This is a genomic window from Stenotrophomonas acidaminiphila (genome assembly GCA_002951995.1).
GTDB lineage: Bacteria > Pseudomonadota > Gammaproteobacteria > Xanthomonadales > Xanthomonadaceae > Stenotrophomonas > Stenotrophomonas acidaminiphila_A.
Map to the genome: position 1 here is coordinate 3,431,768 of CP019797.1, position 25,382 is coordinate 3,457,149.

Consider the following 25,382-nt stretch of genomic DNA (forward strand, 5'->3'; position numbering starts at 1 on the left):
GCCGGTCCAGCGGCTGCACCTGCGCGCGGCTCAGCCCATGCCGCCGTTGATGCCGATCACCTGGCCGTTGATGTAACCGGCGTCGTCGCTGCACAGGAACGCCACCAGTGCCGCCACTTCCTCCGGGCGGCCCGCGCGCGCGGCCGGTACGGTCTGCCGGATCAGCTCCGGCGGAAACGCATCGCCGGCCATCCGCCCTTCGATCACCCCCGGGGCGACGACGTTGACGCTGATGCCGCGGCTGGCCATTTCCCGCGCCAGCGACTTCGAGGCCCCGTGCAACGCCGCCTTGGCCGCGGCGTAGTTGGTCTGGCCGCGGTTGCCGAGCACCGCCGCCACCGACGAGACGCTGACGATGCGGCCCCAGCGCGTGCGCGCCATCGGCAGCAGCAGCGGCTGGGTGACGTGGAAGAAGCCATGCAGCGACACGTCGATCACCCGCCGCCAGCGCGCCGCGTCCATGCCGGCCATCGGCGCGTCGTCGTGCACCCCGGCGTTGTTGACCACGATCTGGATCGGGCCGTCGGCCAGCAGGCCTTCCAGCGCCGCCGCGGTGGCCTCGCCGTCGGCCACGTCGAACGCCACCGGCTGCGCGCTGCCGCCGGCGGCGGCGATCTCCGCGGCCACCGCCTGCGCGCGCGCCAGGTTGCCGTTGGCATGCACGATCACATGCGCGCCGGCCGCGGCCAGGCGCCGGCAGACCGCCCCGCCCAGGTCGCCGCTGCCACCGGTCACCAGCGCGCGTCGCTTCGTATTCATCGCGGTCTCTTCCTGCATGTCGTTGCGCTCATTGTCCGGGTTGCAGCATCACCGCCGCGCGTCCTTCGGCCAGCAGCCGCCCGCCGTGGCTGATCCGGAACGCGTACTGCTGGCTGGCCCCGGTCTCGGCCAGGACCTGCGCGGTCGCCTCGATGGCGCCATCGAGATCGTCGATGCGCGCGACATGCAGCCGCACGTCGCGCAGCGCCACCAGCACGCCGGGCAGCACCGCGCCGCCGCGCTGGCGCGCGCGCAGGCCGCCGTGCACCGCCATCGCCTGCGCGCCGTACTCGCACAGGTGGACCGCGCGCAGCCGGCCGTCGCTGCGCAGCGGGTGCGCCGGATCGCGGTGGTTGTGCGCGCGCAGGACGATGTCGCTGGCGCTCCACGCCAGCACTTCGTCCCACAGGCACATGTCGCCCTGGTGCGGCACCAGCGGCAGGATGTCCTCACGCCGCAGCATCGGCGGCCTCCTGCCAGGGGTGGCGCGAGACCAGCAGCGCCAGCACGAAATTGCACACCACGCCCAGCGCCACGGTGCTGCCGATCGCGCGCAGCACCGGGATCGAGGACAGCCCGAGCAGGCTGAACACCAGCAGCGTCATCGCGCTGCACACCAGCAGGCCATGCAGGGTGCGCAGCTGGTCGGCGTGGCTGTCGCCGGCATGCTCGAAGAACAGGCCGTAGTCCAGGCCCAGGCCGGCGGCGAGGATCAGCCCGATCAGGTGGAACAGGTTCAGTTCGACGCCGCTGGCGCGCAGCAGCGCCAGCACCACCAGCGTGGTCAGCAGCATCGGCAGCAGCACCCGCAGCGCGCGGCGTGGCGAGCGCAGCGCCGCCCACACCGTGGCCGACAACAGCAGTACCGCCACCGCCAGCGCCATCAGCACGCGGCCGCGGTATTCGGCCACCAGCGATTCGGAGGCATGCTTCAGGTCCAGCAGTTCGGCGCCGTGCAGGCGCGCGCTGGTGGCGACCGCGGCCACGTCGTGCAGTCCGCTCAGCGACACCAGCGCGGTCGCGTGGCCCTTGCCCTGCAGCAGCAGGCCATCGACCGCGCTGGCCAGCGGCGTGCCGTGCAGGTCCTGCGGCTGCAGCGCGGGCGCGCTGCGGGCGCGCTGCACATCGGCGATGAACGGCTCGAACGCGTCGTCGCGGAACGGGGTCCCGGCCACCGCGGTGGCCAGTGCGCCGCGCAGCGTGGCTTCGTCCGGCAACAACTGCTGGCGCTGGCGCTGCAGCGCGGCGCTGGGCAGGTAGCGCGCGGCCATGTCGTAGCGGTCCAGCGCGCCATCGGCGACCAGCTGCTGCAGCACCGGCCGCAGGCCTTCGCTGGCGGCCAGCGCCGCCTGCGCGTCGGCGCCGCGCACGGTGATCACGTAGCGCACGTCGGGCGCGCCGAGTTCGCCGCGCAGCTGCGCATCGCGCTGCAGGTCGGCCGGATCCACCGGGGTCAGCTTGCCCAGGTCGTTCTGCCAGAATGGCCCCGGCGCCCACACCAGCACCCCCAGCGCCGCCACCGCGAGCAGCGCCAGCGAACGGCGCGGGCGCGGCAGCCGCCGGGTGTGGCGCCACAGCCGCGCCAGGGCTGCCGAATCGGCGAAATCGCGGGTCGCCGGGTCGACCAGCGCCGGCAGCAGGTAACGGGTGGCCAGCGCCGCGGTGGCCAGCGCGGTGATGGTGAACACCGACAACTGCTTCAACCCGTCGACCCCGGAGAACAGGAAGGTGAGATAGGCGATGCAGGTGGCGACCACGCCGGTGCCCAGGGTCGGCCACAGCGCGCGCACGTTGTCCCATGGCGAGCGGCCCGGGCGCTGGTGGCTGAAGAAATGGATCGGGTAGTCCTGCACCACGCCGATCAGGGTGAAGCCGAAGGCGATGGTGATGCCGTGCACGCCGTCGAAGACCAGCGCCACCGCCGACAGCCCGGCCAGGCCGGCGCTGGCCAGCGGCAGGAAGCCCAGGATCGGCATCTTCCAGCTGCGGTAGGCGATCCACAGCAGCAGGATCATGCCGAGCGTGTCGATGGTGCCGATGGTGCCGGCCTCGCGCGCGGTGCGGTTGCCGATCTTCACCGAGAACGCGCCCGGCCCACTCATCTCCAGGCGGCTGCCGCTGTCGCCGGCGATGCCCGCGAACGCGGCCGTGATGGTGTCCACCGCCTGCTGCTGCGCGCCGGGGTCGAACCCGGCCGCGCGCGTCTGCACCAGCAGCAGCGCCTGGCGGCCGCTGCGGTCGAACCAGACCTCGTCGATGCGCTGCGGTGCGTTGGCCGGCTGCAGCGCCTCGGCCACGCGCAGCACCTGCAACGTGGGATCGGACGGCAGCAGCGGCTCGACCAGCGCCCCCGCCGGCGAGCCCAGGTCCTGCAGCCGCGCCTGCAGTTCCTCGCCCAGGCGATCGGCGCTGAACGCATCGGCGGGCAACGCGTCGATCAGGTAGCGATAGGGCAGCAGCCGCTCGGGGAAGGCCTCCAGCCCGGCCTGTCCGCCATTGGCGACCAGCTCGAACTGCGGGTCTTCCGCCAGCGCCTGCTGCAGTTGCCGCGACTGCCCGGCCAGCTGCTCCGGCGCGGCACCGGACAGCGCCAGCAGCAGCAGCCGCGCGCCCGGGCCTTCGCCCAGTTCGTCGAGCAGCAGCTTCTGCGCCGGGGTGCGCGCATCGGGCATGAACTTGCGCAGGTCGCCGCTGACCTGCATGCGCCCGCTCAGCCAGGCGGTGAGCAGGCCCAGCAGCAGCATCCATGTGATCGCCAGGCCGATGCGCAGGCGCGGGGTCAGCTTCAACGCCGGCTCCCGTCCAGGCCGGCCGCGGCAGCGCCGTCGTGCGCGCCGTCATGGCACAGCGTGGCCAGCGCATCGGCCTGGCGCACGCGATCGGCGGCCGTGGCCGCGGCGCCCAGCAGGGTGCGCTGCAGTTCGCCCCGTGCCGGTTGCGTTTCGATGCAGCGCAGCTCGCCCTCGCGCCCACGCAGCGTCACCGCGCGTACCCGCGCCGCCAGCGCCGGTGCCCTGGGCGTGAGCACCAGTTGCCAGCGCTGCGCGGTACCCGATGCCTGCAGGCGATAGGCCCGCTCCAGCGCGGCCAGATCGCCGGACAGCAGCGCACCGAAGCTGGCCTGCAGGTCCGACAGCTCGGGCACCCGCTGCAGCGAAAACACCCGCGGCGGCTTGCCGGCACGGGCGATGCTGACCTTGCCGTCGGCGATGGTGGTGGTTTCGGCGTAGGGCACGCGCACTTCGCGTACCAGCGTGGCCGGGTCCGGGCGGCGGTACTGGCCTTCCACCCGCAGCGGCTCCTTCAGCAGCGCCGAACCGCGCAGTTCCACGAAGCCGGTCTGGCTGGGCGCCGGTTGCGCCAGCCGGCGCAGGATCCAGCCGGCATCAACGTCGGCCGCCAGCGCCGGCGCGCTGCTGCACGCGGCCAGGAGCACCGCCACCATCCAGCGGCGCGGGGAGTGAGGCTTGGGAATGCCAGAAATCATAGAAGTTGAACCAGTTCCAGGGGGCGCCGCGCAGGTGGTGTTCGAGCCTGCCGGCATAACGGTGAACCAGCGCCGACAGCGCCTCGGCCCGCTGCGCGCGGGGTACGTCGACCGCCGTGGCGAACGGCTCGAACAGCAGATCGTAGCGGTTGCCGCCGCGGTACAGGCCGAAGGCCAGCATCACCGGCGCCCTGAGTACGCTGGCGATCAGCCACGGCGCGGTCGGGAACGGTGCCGGCGCGCCCAGCAGCGGCGCGGCCAGCGCGGTTTCGCCCGGCCGCGCGCGGTCCACCAGCAGCGCCACCATGGCCCCTTCCTGCAGTGCCTGCTGGATTGCAAGCACCACCGCCGGCCCGCCCTGCCCGGCATCGATGATGCCCGCGGCCAGGCCGGGGTCGAGCTCGGCCAGCAGTTCGGTGATGGCGGCATTGTGGCCGCGGTCCAGCAGCACGCGCAGTTTCAGGTCCGGCCGCTGCCGGCCCAGCGCGCGCAGCGCGTCGAAGCTGCCCAGGTGCGAGCCGAACAACAGCACGCCGCGGCCTTCGTCCAGTTGCGCAAGCAGCTCGCCGGTGCCTTCGGTGCGGATGTCGAACAGGTCCATGCGCCCGCCGAGCAGGAATACCCGGTCGAGGATGGTCGCGGCGAAAGTGTGGATATGGCGCGCCACGTCGCGCAGCCGGGCGCGGCGGCCCAGCACGCGGCCGAGGTAGGCGCGCGAGGCGCGGCGCTCGCTGGCGCGTACCAGCAGGAAGTAGCCGGTGATCGGGTACAGGCAGAGCCGGGCGATGCCACGCCCGCCGTGGCGGGCGATGGCCGCGATCAGGCGGACCGCGGCGCGGCCACCGCCCTCGGGACGGCGCTTCCAGTCGGCATCGCTCATGCCGCCGGTCCGTCGCCGGCCACCAGTTCGCCGCGCGCAAGCAGCGCGTCGCCACGCCACACCCGGAACTTCCAGTGCGGCGCTGCGCCGTCCAGTTCGATCCGCGCGACCTGCCCGGGCAACAACGGCGCCATGAACTTCACCTGCGGCAGGCGCAGCGCGCCCAGCGGTTCCCCGGCCGCGGCCTCGGCCGCGCGCAGGACCTGTTCCAGCACCACCACGCCCGGCACCAGCGGCCGCCCCGGGAAATGGCCGGGCAGGCAGGGATGGTCGGGATGGATGCTGAACTGCATGGCGGGGCGGGCGGCGGCGGGGGCCACAGGATACCCGCCGCCCCGCCGGTTCAGCGCAGCAGGTCGCGCCAGAACGCCGGGCCCAGCTGCCCCATCTGGCGCACGAACTGGCCGGCGCTGCGGTACGGCCGGTGCGGGAACAACCGGCAGCGCAGCGCGTACTCGGCGACGAAGAAGCCGCCGATCAGGCCCCAATCGGCGACGTTCGCCCACCACGACCATTGCGCATGGCTCAACGGCCAGCGCGGCTGGTGGCCGAACGCGGCCAGCAGGCCGTCGGGCACCGCGCTCATCGCCAGCGCCAGGTTGATCGCCGCCAGCAGCGCCAGCAGCAGCGCCCAGGCCGCGGTCAGGCGCCGCGCATAGCGTTGCAGCCGTGGCTCGACCGGCACCCCGGCGCGCGCGTGCAGCGCCTGCACGATGCGGGTGATCAACGGCACCCGGCCGGCCCGCAGCGAACGCGCGAAGCCCCAGGCCACCAGCAGCGGGAACACCACCGGTGGCGCCAGCAGCAGCATCCACGCCCACGGCGAGCGGCCCAGCCAGGCCAGCAGCAGCGCCGATGCCAGCAGCGCGGCCCACGCCAGCGGCCGGCGCCGCCCGAGTGCGTCGAGCAGGCACAGCAGCACCAGCCCGAACAGCGCCAGCGCCGCCCAGCCGCCCTCGCTGCGCAGGCTGGCCACGTGCGACAGCACCGGGTAGGACAGCAGCAACGCGATCCGCAGCAGGTGGGCGGCCGCCCCGGGGCCGGGCGCATGGCCGGCGTGGTTCATGGCGTTCAGGTGGTGCGGTGCGCCTGCACGTGCGCGGACAGCGCGCGCAGCGAGGCGAAGATGCGGCGGTTGTCGTCGTTGTCCGAACGCAGCTGGAAGCCGTAGCGCTTGCCGATGGCCAGCGCCAGCTCCAGCGCGTCGATCGAATCCAGGCCCAGTCCGTCGTTGAACAGCGCCGCCTCCGGGTCGATCGACGCAGGGTCCACGTCTTCCAGGTTCAGGCTCTCGACCAGCAGTTCGGCCAGCTCGCGCTCGGCCTCGGTTTGTTGCGACATTGCCACTTCCATGAAGAGATTGATGCGCAACGATCCGGTATCACCGCCCGCGGCGCAACCATGGCCCTCACCGCACGCGCGGTATCATGGCGGTTTCTGCAGCACCGATCCGCCCGCACGATGACGTCCCTGCTCCCCTGCCCCGCTTCCGCTCCCCCGCCCGCCCGCGCTGCCGGCCGCCCTGGTCGCCGGAGCGCGCGATGAACGCGGTATCCGGCTTCGCGCCCGCGACCGGGCTGGAGGTGGACTACGCCGACCCGGCGCGGCTGCCCGCGCTGCTGGCCGACCCCCGGGTGCTGGCGGTGTTCGGCTTCCAGGCCGGCGACGGCGCCCCGGCCAGCGACGACCCGCGCTACCTGCAGGTCGGCCTGCAACCGGAAGGCGAACCACGGCTGGAGGTCTGGCGCAGCGCCGGCACGGTGCACAGCGGCCGCGAGGCCGACGGCCTGGCCTGGGCCAGCGACGGCGCGCTGATGTTCGGCGCGCTGCAGATCGACGAAGCCCGCCACGGCGGCATCCTGGAAGCCGGCGCGCACGCCTATGCACGGCTGCTGTCGTCGTTGCCCCGGCAGGGCTATCCGCACCTGCTGCGGATCTGGAACTACCTGGACGCGATCACCGAGGGCGAGGGCGACGACGAGCGCTACCGCCAGTTCTGCGTGGGCCGCGCACGCGGCATCGGCACCATCGACCCCGGCACCCTGCCGGCGGCCACCGCCATCGGCCGCCTCGACGGCGTGCGCGTGCTGCAGGTCTACTGGCTGGCCGCGCGCGTGCCGGGCACGCCGCTGGAGAACCCGCGCCAGGTCAGCGCCTGGCGCTATCCGCGGCAGTACGGCCCGCAGTCGCCCAGCTTCGCCCGCGGCATGCTGGCCGCGCCGGGCAGCAGCGTGCCGCTGCTGCTGTCGGGCACCGCCAGCGTGGTCGGCCACGCCACCCTGCACGGCGAGGACACGCTGCGGCAGCTGGAGGAGACGTTCGCCAATCTCGATGCGCTGGTGGGCACCGCGCGCGCGCGCCTGCCGTCCCTGCCGGCGCATTTCGGCGCGGGCAGCCGGCTGAAGGTGTACGTGCGCGACGCGGCGGAGATCCCGGCGATACGGCAGGCGCTGGCGCGGCATCTGCCGCCGGAGGTGGCGTACATCGTGCTGCATGCCGAAGTGTGCCGGCGCGACCTGCGGGTGGAGATCGACGGGGTCCACGGCGCCTGACCGCCGTTGCCGTTGCCGTTGCCGTTGCCGTTGCCGTTGCCGTGATTTTGCTTTTGCCTGGCTTTTGACTTCCGGGTCCCCCTTCCGTAGCGACGGAGCCGACGGACAAGACCCCGCAGGGGCGACGTGCATGGATGCACGTCGTTTTTCGACACGACAGGGATGTCGTGTCGAAAAATCCCGTCGGCGGAGTGGACCCGGAGTGCCGCAGGCACGGAGGGCGCGTAGGCAGGGCGTGCTTTCTTTGGGCCACGTTTCTTTGCACGAGCAAAGAAAGGTGGCTCGCGCCCCGAAGGGGAGCGAAAGCCTTTGATTCTGTTTCTGCCCTTGCTCTGGCTTCCCTTGGATCGCCAAGAGCGAAGATCCGAGCACCCGTACCAAAGCGGTGGCTAAAAAGTCGGTGGATCGAGCCAGAGGCAAAGCGAGAAGCGAAAGCTTGAAAGCAGAGCTTTCGCCCCTGCTTCGCAGGAGCGAGTTACTTCTCTTTGCTCGTGCAAAGAGAAGTAACCAAGAGAAAGCACGCCCCTGCCTCCGCGCCCACGGCACTGCGTGCCGTGGGTCCACTCCGCCGGCGGGATTTTTCTACGCGACATCCCTGTCGCGTAGAAAAACGACGCGCGTCCATGCGCGTCGCCCTCCGGGTTTTTCCCGCCGGCTCCGTCGCTTCGGAAGGGGACACGGAAGTCAAAAGCGGGGAGCAACGGCAAAATCACGGCAACGGCAACGGCAACGGCAGCGGCAGCGGCAGCGGCAGCGGCAACGGCAACGGCAACGGCAATGGCTGGGTCAGCCCTCGCCGCGCAGCAAGGCCAGCACCGCATCCCTCGGCAACTTCCCCGTCTCGTTGCGCGGCAGACACGCCACCCGGCGCAACGGCCGCGGCAGGAACACCGGGTCCATGCCCGCGCGCAGTTCGCGCAGGATGTCCGCCTCCTCACGCTCCGGTGCCACCACCAGCGCCGCGATGCGCCCCACCGCCTGGCCCGGCTCCGGGTCCAGCTGCACCATCACCGCGTCGCGCACCCCGGGCACCGCCTGCAGGCGCCGCGTCAGGTCGCCCAGCGACGCGCGCTTGCCGGCGATCTCCAGCAGGTCCGCGCGACGGCCGCGCAGCAGGAAGCGGTCGTGCGGCAGCGGCTCGACCAGATCGGCCAGCAGCACCGGCTCGGCCAGGTGCGGTGCATGCACCCGGGTGCCGTCTTCGCGCGGCTCCAGGCGCACGCCCGGCAGCAGCGTCCAGGCCTGTTCACGGGCGGTGCGGCGGCGGGCGAAGATGCAGGTCTCGGTGGACCCGAACACCTCGCGCACTTCCGTGGCGAAACGCGCTTCGGCCGCGGCGGCCAGCGGCTGCGGCAGCGGCGCGGTGGCGGTGACGATGCCGGCCAGCGGCGGCAGCGCCACGCCCGATTCGACCAGTGCCTTCAGGTGCACCGGCGTGGTGACCAGCAGCCGCGGCGCGGGCACTTCGGCCAGCGCCTGCGCCACGTCCTGCGGGAAGAACGGGCGGCCGGCATGCAGCATCGCCGGCGCCAGCAGCGGCAGCAGCACCGACATTTCCATGCCGTACATGTGCTGCGGCGGCACCGTGGCAACCACCGACGGCATGCGCTCGCCCCACAGGTCGCCCAGCGCCTGCAGGTTCTGCGCGGTGCTGGTGACGAACGCGCCCCAGGTCTTGGGGTTGGCCGCCGGCGCGCCGGTGCTGCCCGAGGTGAAGCCGATGGCGACCAGCTGCGCCGCATCCAGCAACGGAACCTCGCCCGGCAGCCGTGGCAGCACCTCCGGCAACGCGAACCAGCCCGCCGGCAGCGGATCCGGAGCGGTGTCGCCCAGGCACCAGGCCTGCTCGTGGCGCCGCTGCACGTCGTCCACCACCGCCGGCGCGCGCGAGGGCGGCAGCAGGTTGACCTGGCCACGCAGGGCGATGGCGCAGAAACCGACCAGGAAACGGTAGCGATCCTCGCACAGGTTGACCGCGTGGCGCCCCGGCGGCAGCAGTGCCGCCACCCCGCGCACATGCGCGAGGAACGTATCCAGGTCGATCGTCGCGGCGGCCATCGCCAGTGGTCGCGCGCGGGCGCCGGTGGCGAGGGGATGCAGGCAGCGGGAAATCGGATGGGCAGCGGGCACGCGGGACGACCTTCGGGAAAAACCGCCGCGCAACGGAGGTCGCGGCCGGCGCCCAGCATAGCCGCTGGCGGAAGCCGCACAAACGCGGGCGCGCCGGAGCGCGGTCGCGCAGGGCCCGGGCGCGGTCTGCGCGCCCGTCCATGACCTGTGGCCCAGCCCTGCGGCGGGGCGGGCTGCTAGGCTTTGCCGGTTTTCTCCACCGGTGCCCGCGATGTCCAGATTCCTGCCCCTGTCCCTGTTGCTGCTGGCCGCCGCCGGCGGTGTCCACGCCGCGCCCACGCCGATCACCATCGAGCAGGCGATGGCCGACCCGGACTGGATCGGGCCGCCGGTGGAATCGGCCTGGTGGTCGTGGAACGGCCAGCAGGTCGAGTACACGCTCAAGCGCAAGGGCAGCCCGGTACGCGACACCTTCCGCCAGGCGGTCGACGGCGGCGCGGCGCAGCAGGTTGCCGACGACCAGCGCGGCACGCTGGACGCGGCCACCCGCGTGTATGACCGCCAGCGCCAGCGCATGGCCTTCGTGCGCAACGGCGACGTGTTCGTGCGCGACCTGCGCAGCGGCGCGCTGACCCAGCTCACGCGTGGCAACGAGCGCGCCGCGGGCGTGGATTTCGCCACCGACGGCGGCGTGATCTGGAGCGTCGGCAACACCTGGTACCACTGGAACGCGGGCAGCGGCGCCATCGCCGTGGTCGCCCAGCTCAAGGCCGAGAAGAACCCCGCCGATGCGCCCAAGGCCGACGTGCTGCGCGACCAGCAGATGCGCACGCTGGAGACCCTGCGCCGCGACCGCGCCCAGCGCGAAGCGCTGCGCGAGCAGGGCGAGCGCTGGCGCCAGGCCGATCCGACCCGCGCCCCGGGCCCGCTTTACCTGGGCGCGGACGTGGAGATCGTGGACAGCGCGCTGTCGCCCGATGCCACCCACCTGATCGTGGTGACCAAGCCGAAGAACTTCGAGGACGGCCGCGGCGGCAAGATGCCGCTGTACGTCACCGAATCCGGCTACGAGGAGACCGAGGACACCCGCACCCGGGTCGGCCGCAACGGCTTCGCCCCGCACGCGCTGTGGCTGGCCGACGCCCGCACCGGCCAGGTACGGCCGCTGGCGCTGGACGCGCTGCCCGGCATCGGCAGCGACCCGCTGGCCGCGCTGCGCAAGGCCGCCGGCAAGGAGCCGCTCAAGGGCAACCGCAGCGTGCAGGTGATGGGCGACTTCATGGGCGGCGGCATCCGCTGGAGCGCCGACGGCAGGCAGGCGGCGGTGATGCTGCGCGCCAACGACAACAAGGACCGCTGGATCGTCAGCATCGGCGACGACGGCCGCCTGCAGAACCGCCACCGGCTCACCGACCCGGGCTGGATCAACTGGGGCTTCAACGATTTCGGCTGGATGGCCGACGGCCGCACGCTGTGGCTGCTGTCCGAGGAGTCGGGCTTCTCGCACCTGTATACCCAGGCCGGCAGCGACAGGCCGCGCGCGCTCACCAGCGGCAAATGGGAGACCTCGGCGCCGGTGCCCTCGGCCGACGGCAAGGGCTTCTACGTGCTGTGCAACCCGCAGGCACCGCACGACTACGAGGTGTGCGGCGTCGACGTCGCCAGCGGCCAGGTGCGCGAACTGACCGACCTCAACGGCGTGGAGGATTTCTCGCTCTCGCCCGACGGCCAGCAGCTGCTGGTGCGCTACTCCGGCGCCTACCTGCCGCCGCAGCTGGCGGTGGTGCCGGCCGCGGGCGGCAGCGCGCGCGTGCTCACCGACACCCGCAGCGCCGAGTTCAAGGCGCGGCAGTGGATCCAGCCGCAGCTGGTGGCGGTGCCGTCGAAGCACGGCGCCGGCGTGGTCTGGGCCAAGTACTACGGCCCCGCGCAGAAGGAGCCGGGCAGGAAGTACCCGGTGGTGATGTTCGTGCACGGCGCCGGCTACCTGCAGAACGTGCACCAGCGCTACCCCGCCTACTTCCGCGAGCAGATGTTCCACAACCTGCTGGTGCAGAAGGGCTACATCGTGCTGGACATGGACTACCGCGGCAGCGAGGGCTACGGCCGCGACTGGCGCACCGCGATCTACCGCAACATGGGCCACCCCGAGCTGGAGGACTACCTGGACGGCCTGGACTGGCTGGTGGAGACCCAGCAGGGCGACCGCGACCGCGCCGGCATCTACGGCGGCTCCTATGGCGGCTTCATGACCTTCATGGCGCTGTACCGCGCGCCGGGCACGTTCAAGGCCGGCGCCGCGCTGCGCCCGGTCGGCGACTGGCACCAGTACAACCACGGCTACACCAGCAACATCCTCAACACCCCGGACATCGATCCGGAGGCCTACCGCGTGTCCTCGCCGATCGAGTACGCCGAAGGCCTGCAGGACCACCTGCTGATCGCCCACGGCATGATGGACGACAACGTGTTCTTCCAGGACTCGGTCAACATGACCCAGCGCCTGATCGAGCTGCACAAGGACAACTGGTCGATCGCGCCGTACCCGCTGGAACGCCACGGCTACACCCGCGCCGATTCCTGGCTGGACCAGTACAAGCGCATCCTCAAGCTGTTCGAGGAAACGCTGAAGTGAGCACCCGGCAGGGGCGGCCCGGCGCCGCCCCTGCGCGGTGCGCCGCCTTTCCGGTGGCACCGGCGCGCCGCCGCCTCGTGGCCTGGGCCACGGCGTCCACGACACCGGGTACCGCCGCGGGCAGGCCACGCCGCGCGGCGGATTCCAGCCGATGACCTCCCCCATCCGCATCGTCACCGCGGTGATCCTGGACCCGCCGGCCGCGTGCTGGTGGTGCGCAAGCGGGGTTCGCGCGCCTTCATCCAGCCCGGCGGCAAGCGCGAGGCCGGCGAACAGGCGCTGCACACGCTGGCGCGCGAACTGCGCGAGGAACTGGGCGTGGCGCTGCGCGCCGGCGGCGCGCACGCGCTGGGCACCTTCGAGGACGACGCGGTCAACGAACCCGGGCGGCGCGTGCAGGGCGAATCGTTCCTGGTGCAGGTGGACGGCACGCCGCGCGCGCGCGCCGAGATCGCCGAGCTGGCCTGGATTCCGCTGCACCCGCCGCATGGCGTGGTGCTGGCGCCGTTGAGCGAACGCCATGTACTGCCGGCGGCGCGGCGCTGGCTGGGGGCTGGGCAAGCCGGCTGAAGCCGGCGATAGTGCCCGCCACCGCAACCGACAGCGCCTCCGCGTGATCCCATCCACTCCCCCGCCGCTCCGCCGCACGTCGCAGACCGCCGCCGGCTTCGTCGACGTCACCGCCCGGCTGTCGCTGGCGATGGCGGTACTGTCCATCGGCTGGAGCCTGCTGCAGCTGCTGCTGGTGGCACTGCTCGGCCGGCTCGACCCGTTGGGCTGGGTCGAGCGGCAGGGCCTGCCGGTGCCGGCGGCGCTGCACTGGGCCGCACAGCACGCGCTGTCGCTCAGCGTGCTGATGCTGCTGCTGTCCGTGGCCCTGCTCGCGGTGTCGTGGGCGCTGCTGCGCCACCACGAATGGGGACGGATCGGCTTCATCGTGCTCCTGGTCGTGGTGGCCCTGGCCAACTTCGCCATGCTGCCGCTGGTCGACGGCCTGTTCACGGCGATGCAGGCGGTGCTGCCACCGGACTTCCACGACTCGGCCGACGGCCGCCATGCGATGGCGCAGATGCAGGCCAGCCGCTGGACCGCGCTGCTCAGCGCCGGCGCCACCGCGCTGGCGTTCGCCGGCCTGCACGCCTGGCTGGTGGTCAAGCTGTGCCGCGACGAGGTCCGCGCGCTGTTCCGCTGAACGCCTGCGCTACAGTACGCGCATGGACGATTTCGAACGCGTACGCGACTACCTCACCGGCCTGCAGGACCGCATCTGCCAGGCCATCGAATCCGCCGACGGCCGGGCCCGTTTCGTCGAAGACCGCTGGCAGCGCGCCGACGCCGGCGGCTCCGCGCCGCTGCTGGGCGGCGGCGGCCGCACCCGGGTCCTGCGCGATGGCGCGGTGTTCGAGCAGGCCGGCATCGGCTTCTCCGACGTGTCCGGCACGCGCCTGCCACCGTCGGCCTCGGCGCACCGCCCGGAACTGGCCGGCGCGTCGTGGCGCGCCTGCGGCGTGTCGCTGGTGTTCCATCCGCTCAATCCCTACCTGCCCACCACCCACGCCAACGTGCGCTACTTCCAGGCCGAGCGCGACGGCAAGGCGGTCGCGGCCTGGTTCGGCGGCGGCTTCGACCTGACCCCGTTCTATCCGTTCGACGAGGACGTGCGCCACTGGCACCAGGTGGCGCATGATCTGTGCGCGCCGTTCGGCGCCGAGCGCTACCACGCGCACAAGCGCTGGTGCGACGAGTACTTCTTCCTCAAGCACCGCAACGAGACCCGTGGCGTCGGCGGCCTGTTCTTCGACGACCTGCAGGGCGATTTCGAGCGCGATTTCGCCTATATGCGCGCCGTGGGCGACGGCTTCCTCGATGCCTACCTGCCGATCGTGGCGCGCCGCAGGGACACCGCGTATGGCGAGCGCGAACGCGAGTTCCAGCTGTACCGCCGCGGCCGCTACGTGGAATTCAACCTGGTCTACGACCGCGGCACGCTTTTCGGCCTGCAGAGCGGCGGCCGCAGCGAGAGCATCCTGATGAGCCTGCCACCGCGCGTGCGCTGGGAGTACGGCTACCAGCCCGAAGCCGGCAGCGACGAGGCGCGGCTGGCCGGCTACCTGGTCCCGCGCGACTGGCTGTAACGGCCGCGGCCCCGCGCCGGCACCAGCCGGCGCACGCGGCCATGGCCGGGTCAGTCGCGGCGGCGCGGCACGATGGTGATGTGGCCATTGGTTTCCAGCAGCGCCAGTTCGACCTCATCGACGCCACGGCATCCCTGCTGGCGCATCGCCGCGTCGAAGTCGGCATGGGTGATCAGTTCGCGGCGCAGCACCGAATCCAGCAGGCGGCCGTCGCGCGCGATCAGTACCGGTTCGCCTTCCACCAGCCGCTCCACCCGGCGGCTGCGGGTGGTGAGCCAGCCCACCGCGTAGTTGATGGTGATCAGCGTCGCGGCCAGCAACAGGCCACCGGCAAGCGAGGTGTCCTGGCCGAGCAGCGCGTTCTGCACGGCGTTGCCCAGCAGCACGATCAACAGCACGTCGAACGGCGTGATCTGCCCCAGCGCGCGCTTGCCGGTCAGCCGCACCATTCCCAGCACCACGACGTAGACCACCACCGCGCGCAGGATGAACTCCCACCACGGCATCGCCAGCGCGAACATGTCCGACATCGGCCCATCCCCCTTTTCTGTCTGTGCGGCCATGATGCCCAGACCACCGCACCGGTGCACGCTGGACATGGCTGCGCGGGGCGCGGCCGGCACAAAAAAAAGCCCCGCCGACCAGGGGGGGTCGACGGGGCTCGAGGAGCGGCGATTTGGGGAGGAATCCCCGCTCCGAGATCTGCTCCAGGGGATGGGAGAGATCCGCGACAGGCGTTGCACCTGTCACGGGCTATATGACCATCGCGCACATTGATGGTTCGTGAAGAGCGGCTATTTATTTCCTGACGATTAAGGAGGGATTCATCCGCAAAACAAGGTGTGCGCCATTACCCATTACGTGCGTGACGCAACGTTCCAGAAGTGGCATTTCGCACGTCGATCCATCGACAATCCGTGCTGCATTCCGCAATTGCAGCGGCAGGCATCACCAAATCCACTGGATGCCATTGGCAACACGAATACAGGTGAAGCCGCGACGCCAGCGCGGCGTGTGGCCAGCGCCCGGCAGCGGCGGCGCGACAGGCGTGAGCCGTGGCGCCGCCCGCACGCCTAGTGGGCCTGGTCCCAGTTGTCGCCCACACCGGTATCGACCACCAGCGGCACCCGCAGCTGCGCCGCGGCGGCCATGCGCGATTCCACCTCCGCGCGCAGCGTGTCGATGAAGTCCGCATCGGCCTCGAACACCAGTTCGTCGTGCACCTGCAGGATCATCTGCGCGCGTTCGCGGTGCGCGGCGAGCCAGCCATCCACGCTGACCATCGCGCGCTTGATGATGTCCGCGGCGGTACCCTGCATCGGCGCATTGATCGCCGCGCGCTCGGCGCCGGCGCGCAGGCCCTGGTTGCGCGCGTGGATGTCGTTCAGGTACAGGCGGCGGCCGAACAGGGTCTCCACGTAGCCCTGCTCGCGCGCCTGCACGCGCATGCGCTCCATGAAATCACGCACCGCCGGGTAACGGCTGAAGTACAGCGCCACGTAATCCTGTGCCTGGCCGCGGTCGATGCCCAGGTTCTTGGCCAGGCCGAACGCGCTCATGCCGTACATCAGCCCGAAGTTGATCGCCTTGGCGGCGCGGCGCTCGTTCGCGGTGACATCCTCCAGCGCGCGCCCGAATACTTCGGCGGCGGTGGCGCGGTGCACGTCCACGCCCTGCTCGAAGGCGCGGATCAGGCCCGGGTCTTCGGACAGGTGGGCCATGATGCGCAGCTCGATCTGCGAGTAGTCGCAGGCCATCAGCCGGCGCCCCGGCGGCGCGACGAACGCCCTGCGGATGCGGCGGCCGTCGTCGGTGCGGATCGGGATGTTCTGCAGGTTGGGATCGGACGAGGACAACCGCCCGGTGGCCGCGCCGGACTGGTGGTAGCTGGTGTGCACGCGGCCGGTGTCGGGGTTGACCATCTCCGGCAGCTTGTCGGTGTAGGTGCTGCGCAGCTTGGCCAGGCCGCGGTACTCCAGGATCACCCGCGGCAGCTCGTGCTGCTCGGCGATGGCTTCCAGCGCCTCCTCGTTGGTGCTGGGCTGGCCCTTGGGCGTCTTCACCAGCGCCGGCAGGCCCAGCTCGTCGAACAGCACCGCCTGCAGCTGCTTGGGCGAATCGAGGTTGAAGCTGCGCCCGGCCAGTTCGGTGGCCTTCTGCTGCGCGGCCAGCATGCGCGCCGACAGGTCCGCGCTCTGCCGCCGCAGCTCGGCGGCATCGATGCACACGCCGTTGGCCTCGATGCGCGCCAGCACCGGCACCAGCGGCATCTCGATCTCGCGGTAGACCTTTTCCAGCGCCGGCTCGGCGGCCAGCTGCGGCGCCAGCACGCGGTGCAGGCGCAGGGTGATGTCGGCATCCTCGGCGGCGTACTGGCCAGCCTCTTCGATGCCGACCTGCGAGAACGGGATCTGCCTGGCGCCCTTGCCGGCCACGTCCTCGAACTTGGTGGTGGTGTAGCCCAGGTAGCGATGCGCCAGCGAATCCATGTCGTGGCGGGTGGCGGTGGAGTTGAGCACGAAGCTCTCCAGCATGGTGTCGTCGGCGTAGCCGCGCACCTCCACGCCGTGGCGGCGCAGCACGTGGATGTCGTACTTGCCGTGCTGGCCGAGCTTGCGCCTGGCCGGGTCCTCGAGCAGCGGCCGCAGTGCGTCGAGCACGCGCGCCAGCGGCAGCTGCGCCGGCGCGCCCGGGTAGTCGTGGCCGACCGGGATGTAGGCGCCCGTGCCCGGCTCGACCGCCAGGCTCACGCCGACCAGCCGCGCGCGCATGGCATCCAGCGCATCGGTTTCGGTATCGAAGGCGAATTCGGCGGCGGCCTGCAGGCGTTCGACCCAGGCCCGCAGCTGTTCGTCGGTGAACACGGTTTCGTACTCGCCCTTGCCGGCCAGCGCCGGGTCCGCGGCGACGGCGGGCGCCGCCTCGGCGGACCGGGCGAAGCCGGCGGCGGTACCGCGCAGGCTGACCCTGGCCTCGTCGGCGGCGGCCGGCGCGGCGACGCCGCCCAGCTCGCGCAGCGCCTGGGTGAAGCCGTAGCGGCCATACAGCTCGCGCAGGCTGTCCACGTGCTGCTCGCGCAGGCGCAGGTCGCGCGGGCCCTGTTCCAGCGCCACGTCGGTACGGATGGTGACCAGCTCGCGGTTGAGCGGCAGCCGCGGCAGCGCGGCGCGCAGGTTCTCGCCGATCTTGCCCTTCATGGTGGCCGCGGCGGCCATCACGCCGTCCAGGTCGTTGTACTCGGCCAGCCATTTGGCGGCGGTCTTGGGCCCGCACTTGTCCACGCCGGGCACGTTGTCCACGGCATCGCCCATCAGCGCCAGGTAATCGACGATCTGGTCGGCGCGCACGCCGAACTTGTCCATCACCGCGGCATCGGAATCGGTACGGCTGCCGGTCATGGTGTTGACCAGGATCACCCCCGGGCGCACCAGCTGGGCGAAGTCCTTGTCGCCGGTGGAGATGGTCACCTCCAGCCCGTCGGCGGCACCGGCCAGGGCCAGGGTGCCGATCACGTCGTCGGCCTCCACCCCGGGCACGCGCAGGATGTCGATGCCCAGCGCGTGCACGATGTCGCACATCGGCTGCACCTGCGCGCGCAGGTCGTCGGGCATCGGCGGGCGGTTGGCCTTGTACTCGGCGTACAGGTCGTCGCGGAAGGTCTTGCCGGGGGCGTCGACCACGAAGGCCACGTAGTCGGGCTTTTCCTTCAGCGTGGCCCGCAGCATGTTGACCACGCCGAACAGCGCGCCGGTGGGTTCGCCGGCGGCATTGGACAGCGGCGGCAACGCGTGGAACGCGCGGTACAGGTAACTGGACCCGTCGATCAGGACTAATCTGCTCATCCGGCGATTCTACGCGGCCGGCCCACGACGACGCGCGCGCCCGCCGCAGGCAGGCATAATCACCCGGACACCGATGCGAGGAGCCGCCGTCATGAAACACCTGCTGCTGATCCCCCTGCTCGCCCTGGCCGGTTGCGCCAGCATGGGTCGGGACGCCGATGCGCCGCCGGTGGACGTGACCGGCGCCGATGTCTCCCGCCGCAGCCTCGACAACGGCGACACCATCGAGGAGTACCGCGTCGGCAGCCAGCTGCGCATGGTCAAGGTCACCCCGGCGCGGGGTGCGCCGTTCTACCTCTACGACCGCAATGGCGACGGCCGCATGGACAACGACAAGGACGGCGTATCGCCGGTCTACTGGAAGCTGTACAGCTGGTGATGCCGGGGCGGCTGCCGCGACGGCGGCCAGCCAGCCGCGCCACGGCCTGGGCGCCGCCCGGCGGCGACCCCGCGGTCATCACCCCGGCCATCAAAGAAAAGCCCCCTTCGGCAACGATGGCGATGAAGGGGGTACGCTGAAAAAGGGAAAGCGACGGCCGCAGGCCGCCACCGGGACGCCGCGGGGGACGTCCCGGGCCGGGCAGGCGCAGGGCCTGCCTCAGCGGATCACCAGCACCGGCACCCTGCTGCGCGCCAGCACTTCGGCGGTCTGGCTGCCGAGCAGCACCCGGGTCATGCCGCGGCGGCCATGCGAGGTCATCACCAGCAGGTCGCTGCCGCAGGCATCGGCGGTCTCGATGATGCCGTCGGCGGCATAGCGGTCGAGTACGTGGTGGCCGGTCACCTCGGCCACGCCGGCGGCGCGCGCGGCGTCCAGCGACGGCTGCAGGATCTTCTGCGCCGCGGCCTCGCGGTCCTGCTTGTACTCGGGCTGGCTTCGTAGCCGGCGCTCCAGCCCATGGCGTCGTACATGCCCACCGCCCACGGCTCGGACACGGTGACGATGTCGACCTTGGCGCCGAGCTGCGCCGCCAGTTCCAGGCCCTTCTGCAGGCCCTTCATGGCCAGCTCGGAACCATCGGTCGCGATCAGGATGCGCTTGTACATGGCGGTGTTCCTCGGCAAGGGTGGCAGGCGAGCATTACACACCCGATGCCACCGGCGTGCATTGAGCCTGATCAAACCGCCCCGCCCGGGCCGGGCCGCGGCCTAGAGCACGTTCAGGTTGGCGTAGGCCATCACCAGCCACTTGCTGCCGGCCTCGGCGAACTCCACCTGCACCCGCGCATGCGCGCCGCTGCCCTCGTAGTCGGTGACCACGCCCTCGCCGAACTTGGGGTGGCTGACGCTGGCGCCCAGGCGGATCGCCGGCGCCTCCAGCGCGGCATGGCCGGCCACCCGGCTGCTGCCGAGCGAGGCCGGGCGCGAGACCTGCACCCTGGGCCGTACTTCGTGCAACAGCTCGCGCGGGATCTCGCGCAGGAACCGCGACGGCAGGCTGTAGTTGTCCTGGCCGTGGATGCGGCGCGACTCGGCGTAACCCAGCACCAGCTTGTGCCGGGCGCGGGTGATGCCGACGTAGGCCAGCCGGCGCTCTTCCTCCAGCCGGCCGCTTTCCTCCAGCGAGCGCGCGCCCGGGAACAGCCCTTCCTCCAGCCCGGCCAGGAACACCAGCGGGAACTCCAGGCCCTTGGCCGAATGCAGGGTCATCAGCTGCACCCCGTCCTCGCCGGCCTGGGCCTGGCCTTCGCCGGCCTCCAGCGAGGCGTAGGACAGGAAGGCCACCAGCTCGCTCATGTCGGCGGCGCCCTCCTCGTCCTGGTCGCGCTGGACGAAGCGCGAGGCCACCGAGACCAGTTCGTCGAGGTTGTCGCTGCGCGATTCGGAGTCGAGCGTGTTGCGGCTCTCCTTGCTCCAGTGTTCGCGCAGCGCCGAACGCACCAGCACGTGGTCGATGCGCTCGGCCAGGGTCATCTGCGCGGTTTCGCTGCCGATCTGCTGGACCAGGTTGAGGAAGCCGGCGAGCGCGTTCTTCGCGCGCGCCGCGAGGTCGTTGCCCTGGGTGGCGAGCATCGCCGCCTCCCACAGCGACAGCGACTGCGCGCGCGCGATGCGCCGCACCTCGTCCAGGGTACGCTCGCCGATGCCACGCGCCGGCGTGTTCACCGCGCGCTCGAACGCGGCGTCGTCGTTGCGGTTGGTCAGCAGTCGCAGGTAGGCCAGCGCGTCCTTGACCTCGGCGCGCTCGAAGAAGCGCATGCCGCCGTACACGCGGTACGGCACCTGCTCGGACAGCAGCGCTTCTTCGAAGGCGCGCGACTGCGCGTTGCTGCGGTAGAGCACGGCGATGTCGCCGTAGCTGCCGCCGTCACGCACCCATTGCCGCGCGCGCTCGACCAGGTAGCGCGCCTCGTCCATCTCGTTGTAGGCGGCGTACAGGTCGATCGGCTCGCCGTCGCCGCTGTCGGTCCACAGCTGCTTGCCGATGCGGTCCGGGTTGTGGGCGATGACCGCGTTGGCGGCATTGAGGATGTTGGCGCTGGAGCGGTAGTTCTGCTCCAGGCGGATGGTCTGCGCGCCCGGGAAATCCTTGAGGAAGCGCTGCACGTTCTCGACCTTGGCGCCGCGCCAGCCGTAGATCGCCTGGTCGTCGTCGCCGACCACGAACACGTGGCCCGTATCACCGGCCAGCACCCGCACGAAGGCGTACTGGATGGCATTGGTGTCCTGGAATTCGTCGACCAGGATCTCGCCGAAGCGCGCGCGGTAGTGCGCCAGCAGCGCCGGGTTGTCGCGCAGCAGTTCGTGCGCGCGCAGCAGCAGTTCGGCGAAGTCGACCAGGCCGGCGCGGTCGCAGCGCGCCTGGTATTCGGTGTAGGCCTGGCGCATGGTTTCCAGCCACGCATCGTGCGGCTCGGGCTGGATGTGCTGCGGCCGGCGGCCCTCGTCCTTCTGCTCGTTGATCCACCAGGCGATCTGCTTGGGCGGGTGCTTGCCGTCGTCGATCTCCAGCGCCTGCACCACGCGCTTGACCAGCCGCAGCTGGTCGTCCGAATCCATCACCTGGAACGCTTCGGGCAGCCTGGCGTCGGCCCAGTGCAGGCGCAGCAGGCGGTGCGCCAGGCCGTGGAAGGTGCCGATCCACATGCCGCGCGCGCCGTTGCGCAGCTGCAGGTCGATGCGGTGGCGCATCTCGCCGGCGGCCTTGTTGGTGAAGGTCACCGCGAAGATGCCGTGGGTCGGCACGCCGTGCACTTCATTGAGCCAGGCGATGCGGTGGGTAAGCACGCGGGTCTTGCCGGAGCCGGCGCCAGCGAGGATCAGGTAATGGCCGGGAGCAGCGGAAACGGCCTCGCGCTGGGCCGGGTTCAGCCCGTCGAGCAGGTGGGAAACATCCATCCCGGCATTTTAGGGCGTAGCGCGGCCAAAAGCCGAGAAACCGCAGGCGCCGGCGCCCTGCGTGGCCGGGCCGGGGCGAGGAATGCCCGGCCCGGCGGGGGCCGCCGCCGCGTTCATGCCTGCGGCGGCAACAGCCGCGCGGCCGCCTGCGCGGCCTGGCCGCGCAGTTCCGGGATGGCCAGGCTCTCCCACAACCGGCCGATACGCAGGCTGCCGACCACCTGTATGCGCGGCTCGGCCACGCCATCGGCGTCGAGCAGGCTGCCATCGTCCGCGCTGTCCAGGCCGATGCCGTGCGGCCCCGGGCGCGCGATGCCGCTGCCCAGCAGCTGCTGCAGCAGCGGATTGCGCATGGCCTGCGCGCGCATCTCCACGCCGGTGGCGTTGACCACGCAGTGCGCGTCGATCTGGAACGGCTGCCGCCGCGGGTCGAGCGCGCCCAGGCGCACGCAGGCGCCTTCGGCGATGGCGGTTTCCAGGCGCCCGCGGTGCAGGTGCAGGCGCCCCTGCCGGCGCAGCTCCAGCAGCTGCGCATGCACCGGTACGGCGATGCGGTGCCGGTGCACGTCCCAGTAGCGCACCACGTGGCGCAGGAAACGGCGCTGGTCGTCGAAGGACAGCGACTGCCACAGCGCCTGCCCCAGCGGGCGGATGCGTTCCATCACGCTCTGCCAGGGGATGCCGCGGCGCGCCGCGTCGGCGGCATGCCGGCGCAGCGCGCGCATGCGCTGGCGCAGGCCCATCGCCAGCAGCGGTCCGGGGTCGTAGTCGGCGGCCGCGCCGCTGGCGTGCGGCAGTGGCAGCAGCGCGTGGCGCGAGAGCACGTGCACCTGCCCACGGTGCCCGGACGCCGCGAGCGAGGCCACGCAATCGGCCATGCTCAGCCCGGAGCCGACGATGGCCACGTCGGCGCTGGCGGCGACATCCTGCACCGCGTCGTAGTCCCAGGCCTCGATGCGCTTGCCCGGCGGCACCGCGCCGGCGCCGCGCGCCGGCAGCGGCCGCAGCGCGTTGCCGCTGCACAGCGCCACCGCGGCGGCCCGCAACGGCGGGCCCGCGTCCAGCTGCAGCAGCAGTCCATCGGCGTGGCGCTCCAAGGCGTGGACCCGCGCGGCGCGCACGTCCAGCCGCGCCGGGCTGGCATCCACCGCCTCCTGCAGGCGCTGCCGCAGATAGGCGGCGTAGTGGTGGCGGGCGACGAAGGCCTGCGCCAGCGCGTCGCGGCCAGTGCCCGGCAGGGCGTCGTGCGCGACCAGGTAATCGAGGAAATCGTCGGGCCGGTCCGGGAAGCCGCTCATCTTGCCGGCCGGCACGTTGAGCAGGTGTTCGGGACGACGGGTGGCGTAGGCCACGCCGCGGCCGAGCGGGAGCTGCGGTTCGAGAAGCACCACGCGCAGCTCGCCGCGCGCGCCACGCAGCACGCCGATCGCGGTGAGCACGCCGGCGGCGCCACCGCCGATGATGGCGATGTCGCAGGTCTGCATCGGGTCGGTAACGGTCATGCGCCGATTGTAGGCGATGCGCCCGGCGCGGCATGATGCCGCCGCCGCATGTGCTGATGGAGCATGCTGATGGCGCCGCGCATGCCCCGGAAACAACGAACCCGCCTTGCGGCGGGTCCGGTGTGGAACGGCGATCCAGGCAATCCGTGCGGATTACTTGATCTTGCCTTCCTTGTACATCACGTGCTTACGGACCACCGGGTCATACTTCAGGAATTCCATCTTCCCGGGGTGTTCTTCTTGTTCTTGTCCGTGGTGTAGAAGTGGCCGGTACCGGCCGAGGAAATCATACGGACCTTGTCGCGCTTGCCTGCCATGATGGTTTACTCCTCAGACCTTTTCGCCGCGCGCACGCAGCTCAGCCAGAACGGAATCGATGCCGTTCTTGTCGATGGTGCGCAGTGCATGCGCGGAAACACGAAGCTTGACCCAGCGGTTCTCGCTGGCGACCCAGAAACGACGCTCGTGCAGGTTCGGCTGGAAACGACGACGGGTCTTGTTGTTGGCATGCGAGACGTTGTTACCCGTCTGCACCTTCTTGCCGGAAACTTGGCAAACTCGGGACATTGCGCACCTCGGTAATGTCGGTTGTCTCTTCCTTGGCCAGGAAGAGGGCGGCCCCGGCGGTTGCCCGCCACGTGTCATGGGAATCAAAGGGTTACGCTGACGAGGGTGGGCGGATGACACGTTCCCGGCCACCGATCCGGAGGTTTCCGGACACAGCGAGCCGGCAATTATGCCGGGCCAAGGCCCCGAGTGCAAACCGCCGGCCGCGGCCGGCCCTACCGGGGCGCGAAATCCAGGCTCCGGCGCCAGCGCAGCGGCGTGGCGGCCCGGCCCGGGTCCGGCGGAAACAGGCTCAGGTAGCCGGCGGCGATGGCACGGTCGCGCAGGCGTTCGCCCACGCCTTCGGCCACTTCGACGTCCACATGGGTGACCTTGCCCTGCGGATCGACGTCCATCGCCCAGACCAGCCGCCCCCCCATTGTTCCGGGGCGATCGAGGCATCGTAGTTCGGGCGGCCGGCGACATAGGGAACGTCGCGCTGCTGGAACAAGGGCGAGTCCTCCAGCCGTGGATCGACACGGATCGTCGCGGTGTTGCTGCCACCGTCGCCGAGGACCGCATGCGCGGTCCAGTCTCCCGGCCGGCCACCGCTGCCCAGGTCGGCCCGGTAGCAGCGCTTGCTGCCGCGGTAGTCGTCATGACGCTGCAGGGACACCCGCTTGCCGTCGGCATCGCGCAACTCCAGTTGCAGGCCGCCGACATCGCCGCTCGCGGCAGGGGCGGCCACACAGATCTGGTGCGCGTGATCGCCGGTCATGACGAACTGCCGGGTCTGCTGGCGGGCAAGCGCGTCAGCCGGGGTCCTGGACCACAGGAACTCGATGTAGATGCCGCTGTCCTGGGCGGCGGCCGGGCCGCACAGCGACAACAGCAAGGGCACGACAAGCTGGCGCGATCGCATGGGTCCGCTCCCTGGAGATACCGCCGGACTCTAGCCAACCCGGCAGGTGCGGATCAAATCAGGACGCGCGCGCCCGCGCGCCACGCAGCTCACGCCAGGCCGTGCGCGCCACCTTCCAGGCCGAGCGCAGGAACAGCAGCAGCAAGGCCACCGCGATCAGCAGGTCCGGCCAGCCGGCACCGAACGCCCACACCGCCAGCGCGGCCAGGATAACCGCGCCGCCTTCGTAGACGTCATTCAACGAGCACGCCCAGGCCGAGGCCAGGTTGATGTCGCCCTGGCGATAGGGCCACAACAGGCGCAGGCACAGCAGGTTGGCGGCCAGGTTCAGCAGCGCGGCGATGCCCATGCTCTCGAACAACGGCAGGTGCGGATGGCTCAGCTTCCAGCCGATGCCCACGGCCACCGCGATGGCCGCGCCCAGGATGAAGGCCGCCTTGAGCAGGGCGACCCTCGCCTTGGCGGCGAGGCCGGCACCCACCACCGCCAGGCTCAACGCGTAGGTCAGCGCGTCGCCCAGGTTGTCCAGGCTGCCGGACAGCAGCGACGCCGAACCGCTGTGCCAGGCCGCGGCCATCATCATCACGAAGGTCAGCAGGTTGATCACCAGCACCCACACCAGCACACGCCGCTGGCGTGCCTGCATGCGCCCGACCTCCAAGGTCCGGCCACAGCCGCAACAGTCGCTCATTCCGGTTCCAGACACGATGCCA

The 25,382-nt window shown here is 71.4% G+C and carries 21 protein-coding genes and 3 pseudogenes; 6 read left to right on the forward strand and 18 right to left on the reverse strand.

The genetic code is table 11. The features are described from left to right. Positions 1–30: 30 nt before the first annotated feature. The 8 genes from B1L07_15345 to B1L07_15380 are packed head-to-tail and all read right to left on the reverse strand — an operon-like array spanning position 31 to position 6,467. Positions 31–759: a 3-oxoacyl-ACP reductase gene (locus B1L07_15345; GenBank protein ID AUZ56640.1), complete on the reverse strand. Its 729-nt coding sequence runs from the start codon at positions 757–759 to the stop codon at positions 31–33. Positions 760–787: 28 nt separating this feature from the next. Beyond that, complete coding sequence (locus tag B1L07_15350; protein AUZ56231.1) at positions 788–1,222, reverse strand: phosphotransferase; 435 nt, start codon at positions 1,220–1,222, stop codon at positions 788–790. Next, positions 1,209–3,503, reverse strand: coding sequence for a hypothetical protein (locus tag B1L07_15355; GenBank protein ID AUZ56641.1), 2,295 nt, complete (start codon positions 3,501–3,503; stop codon positions 1,209–1,211). Before B1L07_15355 ends, B1L07_15350 begins: the two co-directional genes overlap by 14 nt. Positions 3,504–3,544: 41 nt before the next feature. Beyond that, positions 3,545–4,195: a fatty acyl CoA synthetase gene (locus B1L07_15360; GenBank protein ID AUZ56642.1), complete on the reverse strand. Its 651-nt coding sequence runs from the start codon at positions 4,193–4,195 to the stop codon at positions 3,545–3,547. Next, a complete protein-coding gene (locus B1L07_15365; protein AUZ56232.1) occupies positions 4,146–5,126 on the reverse strand; it encodes an acyltransferase in 981 nt (326 codons plus the stop codon). Before B1L07_15365 ends, B1L07_15360 begins: the two co-directional genes overlap by 50 nt. Continuing rightward, positions 5,123–5,419 (reverse strand): hypothetical protein, encoded by a 297-nt coding sequence (locus B1L07_15370; GenBank protein AUZ56233.1) that lies wholly within the window; start codon positions 5,417–5,419, stop codon positions 5,123–5,125. The genes B1L07_15365 and B1L07_15370 overlap by 4 nt, the downstream gene beginning before the upstream one ends. Before the next feature lie 50 nt (positions 5,420–5,469). Continuing rightward, on the reverse strand, positions 5,470–6,192 hold the full coding sequence (locus tag B1L07_15375; protein AUZ56234.1) for a hypothetical protein: 723 nt from the start codon (positions 6,190–6,192) through the stop codon (positions 5,470–5,472). Positions 6,193–6,197: 5 nt separating this feature from the next. Then, positions 6,198–6,467 (reverse strand): acyl carrier protein, encoded by a 270-nt coding sequence (locus tag B1L07_15380; GenBank protein ID AUZ56643.1) that lies wholly within the window; start codon positions 6,465–6,467, stop codon positions 6,198–6,200. Between the two features lie 200 nt (positions 6,468–6,667). On the opposite strand from B1L07_15380, the gene B1L07_15385 reads away from it, so the two are divergent. After that, complete coding sequence (locus B1L07_15385) at positions 6,668–7,678, forward strand: pteridine-dependent deoxygenase (protein ID AUZ56235.1); 1,011 nt, start codon at positions 6,668–6,670, stop codon at positions 7,676–7,678. Positions 7,679–8,464: 786 nt separating this feature from the next. On the opposite strand, the gene B1L07_15390 is transcribed toward B1L07_15385, so the two are convergent. Further along, positions 8,465–9,808, reverse strand: coding sequence for an AMP-ligase (locus B1L07_15390; GenBank protein AUZ56236.1), 1,344 nt, complete (start codon positions 9,806–9,808; stop codon positions 8,465–8,467). A gap of 229 nt (positions 9,809–10,037) precedes the next feature. Between B1L07_15390 and B1L07_15395 the strand changes: the two genes are divergently transcribed. From B1L07_15395 to B1L07_15410, 4 genes and pseudogenes are all read left to right on the forward strand, one after another. After that, on the forward strand, positions 10,038–12,383 hold the full coding sequence (locus B1L07_15395) for a S9 family peptidase (GenBank protein ID AUZ56644.1): 2,346 nt from the start codon (positions 10,038–10,040) through the stop codon (positions 12,381–12,383). A gap of 151 nt (positions 12,384–12,534) precedes the next feature. Continuing rightward, positions 12,535–12,953: pseudogene (locus B1L07_15400) on the forward strand (NUDIX hydrolase). A 46-nt stretch (positions 12,954–12,999) separates the two neighbouring features. Then, on the forward strand, positions 13,000–13,575 hold the full coding sequence (locus B1L07_15405) for a hypothetical protein (protein ID AUZ56645.1): 576 nt from the start codon (positions 13,000–13,002) through the stop codon (positions 13,573–13,575). 22 nt (positions 13,576–13,597) lie between these two features. Further along, positions 13,598–14,518 carry a coproporphyrinogen III oxidase gene (locus B1L07_15410; GenBank protein AUZ56237.1) on the forward strand — a complete coding sequence of 307 codons (921 nt, stop codon included), beginning with the start codon at positions 13,598–13,600 and terminating at the stop codon, positions 14,516–14,518. Positions 14,519–14,568: 50 nt separating this feature from the next. Here the strand turns inward: B1L07_15410 and B1L07_15415 are convergent, their stop codons facing one another. Then, a complete protein-coding gene (locus B1L07_15415) occupies positions 14,569–15,048 on the reverse strand; it encodes a hypothetical protein (protein ID AUZ56238.1) in 480 nt (159 codons plus the stop codon). Between the two features lie 543 nt (positions 15,049–15,591). Continuing rightward, positions 15,592–18,360, reverse strand: coding sequence for a DNA polymerase I (locus B1L07_15420; GenBank protein AUZ56239.1), 2,769 nt, complete (start codon positions 18,358–18,360; stop codon positions 15,592–15,594). 91 nt (positions 18,361–18,451) lie between these two features. Here B1L07_15420 and B1L07_15425 point away from each other — a divergent pair, with 91 nt between their 5' ends. Beyond that, on the forward strand, positions 18,452–18,739 hold the full coding sequence (locus B1L07_15425) for a hypothetical protein (GenBank protein ID AUZ56240.1): 288 nt from the start codon (positions 18,452–18,454) through the stop codon (positions 18,737–18,739). A 219-nt stretch (positions 18,740–18,958) separates the two neighbouring features. Here the strand turns inward: B1L07_15425 and B1L07_15430 are convergent. The 7 genes and pseudogenes from B1L07_15430 to B1L07_15460 form a co-directional block, all read right to left on the reverse strand. Beyond that, positions 18,959–19,407 (reverse strand): annotated as a pseudogene (locus B1L07_15430) (universal stress protein UspA). 102 nt (positions 19,408–19,509) lie between these two features. Further along, positions 19,510–21,699 carry a DNA helicase II gene (locus tag B1L07_15435; protein ID AUZ56241.1) on the reverse strand — a complete coding sequence of 730 codons (2,190 nt, stop codon included), beginning with the start codon at positions 21,697–21,699 and terminating at the stop codon, positions 19,510–19,512. Between the two features lie 113 nt (positions 21,700–21,812). Beyond that, positions 21,813–23,201, reverse strand: coding sequence for a pyridine nucleotide-disulfide oxidoreductase (locus B1L07_15440; GenBank protein AUZ56242.1), 1,389 nt, complete (start codon positions 23,199–23,201; stop codon positions 21,813–21,815). Between the two features lie 153 nt (positions 23,202–23,354). Then, positions 23,355–23,518 (reverse strand): annotated as a pseudogene (locus B1L07_15445) (50S ribosomal protein L33). A gap of 13 nt (positions 23,519–23,531) precedes the next feature. Continuing rightward, positions 23,532–23,768: a 50S ribosomal protein L28 gene (locus B1L07_15450; protein AUZ56243.1), complete on the reverse strand. Its 237-nt coding sequence runs from the start codon at positions 23,766–23,768 to the stop codon at positions 23,532–23,534. Between the two features lie 215 nt (positions 23,769–23,983). After that, a complete protein-coding gene (locus B1L07_15455) occupies positions 23,984–24,163 on the reverse strand; it encodes a hypothetical protein (GenBank protein AUZ56244.1) in 180 nt (59 codons plus the stop codon). A 564-nt stretch (positions 24,164–24,727) separates the two neighbouring features. Then, positions 24,728–25,360 (reverse strand): cation transporter, encoded by a 633-nt coding sequence (locus B1L07_15460; GenBank protein ID AUZ56245.1) that lies wholly within the window; start codon positions 25,358–25,360, stop codon positions 24,728–24,730. Between the last annotated feature and the right edge of the window lie 22 nt (positions 25,361–25,382).

What these genes read in the sequence shown, in the direction of transcription:
- B1L07_15345 (AUZ56640.1), bottom strand. Translation starts at nt 759, where the DNA reads ATGAATACGAAGCGACGCGCGCTGGTGACCGGTGGCAGCGGCGACCTG.
- B1L07_15350 (AUZ56231.1), bottom strand. Translation starts at nt 1,222, where the DNA reads ATGCTGCGGCGTGAGGACATCCTGCCGCTGGTGCCGCACCAGGGCGAC.
- B1L07_15355 (AUZ56641.1), bottom strand. Translation starts at nt 3,503, where the DNA reads ATGCTGCTGCTGGGCCTGCTCACCGCCTGGCTGAGCGGGCGCATGCAG.
- B1L07_15365 (AUZ56232.1), bottom strand. Translation starts at nt 5,126, where the DNA reads ATGAGCGATGCCGACTGGAAGCGCCGTCCCGAGGGCGGTGGCCGCGCC.
- B1L07_15370 (AUZ56233.1), bottom strand. Translation starts at nt 5,419, where the DNA reads ATGCAGTTCAGCATCCATCCCGACCATCCCTGCCTGCCCGGCCATTTC.
- B1L07_15375 (AUZ56234.1), bottom strand. Translation starts at nt 6,192, where the DNA reads ATGAACCACGCCGGCCATGCGCCCGGCCCCGGGGCGGCCGCCCACCTG.
- B1L07_15380 (AUZ56643.1), bottom strand. Translation starts at nt 6,467, where the DNA reads ATGTCGCAACAAACCGAGGCCGAGCGCGAGCTGGCCGAACTGCTGGTC.
- B1L07_15385 (AUZ56235.1), top strand. Translation starts at nt 6,668, where the DNA reads ATGAACGCGGTATCCGGCTTCGCGCCCGCGACCGGGCTGGAGGTGGAC.
- B1L07_15410 (AUZ56237.1), top strand. Translation starts at nt 13,598, where the DNA reads ATGGACGATTTCGAACGCGTACGCGACTACCTCACCGGCCTGCAGGAC.
- B1L07_15415 (AUZ56238.1), bottom strand. Translation starts at nt 15,048, where the DNA reads ATGTCGGACATGTTCGCGCTGGCGATGCCGTGGTGGGAGTTCATCCTG.
- B1L07_15420 (AUZ56239.1), bottom strand. Translation starts at nt 18,360, where the DNA reads ATGAGCAGATTAGTCCTGATCGACGGGTCCAGTTACCTGTACCGCGCG.
- B1L07_15425 (AUZ56240.1), top strand. Translation starts at nt 18,452, where the DNA reads ATGAAACACCTGCTGCTGATCCCCCTGCTCGCCCTGGCCGGTTGCGCC.
- B1L07_15435 (AUZ56241.1), bottom strand. Translation starts at nt 21,699, where the DNA reads ATGGATGTTTCCCACCTGCTCGACGGGCTGAACCCGGCCCAGCGCGAG.
- B1L07_15440 (AUZ56242.1), bottom strand. Translation starts at nt 23,201, where the DNA reads ATGACCGTTACCGACCCGATGCAGACCTGCGACATCGCCATCATCGGC.
- B1L07_15450 (AUZ56243.1), bottom strand. Translation starts at nt 23,768, where the DNA reads ATGTCCCGAGTTTGCCAAGTTTCCGGCAAGAAGGTGCAGACGGGTAAC.
- B1L07_15455 (AUZ56244.1), bottom strand. Translation starts at nt 24,163, where the DNA reads ATGGACGTCGATCCGCAGGGCAAGGTCACCCATGTGGACGTCGAAGTG.
- B1L07_15460 (AUZ56245.1), bottom strand. Translation starts at nt 25,360, where the DNA reads ATGAGCGACTGTTGCGGCTGTGGCCGGACCTTGGAGGTCGGGCGCATG.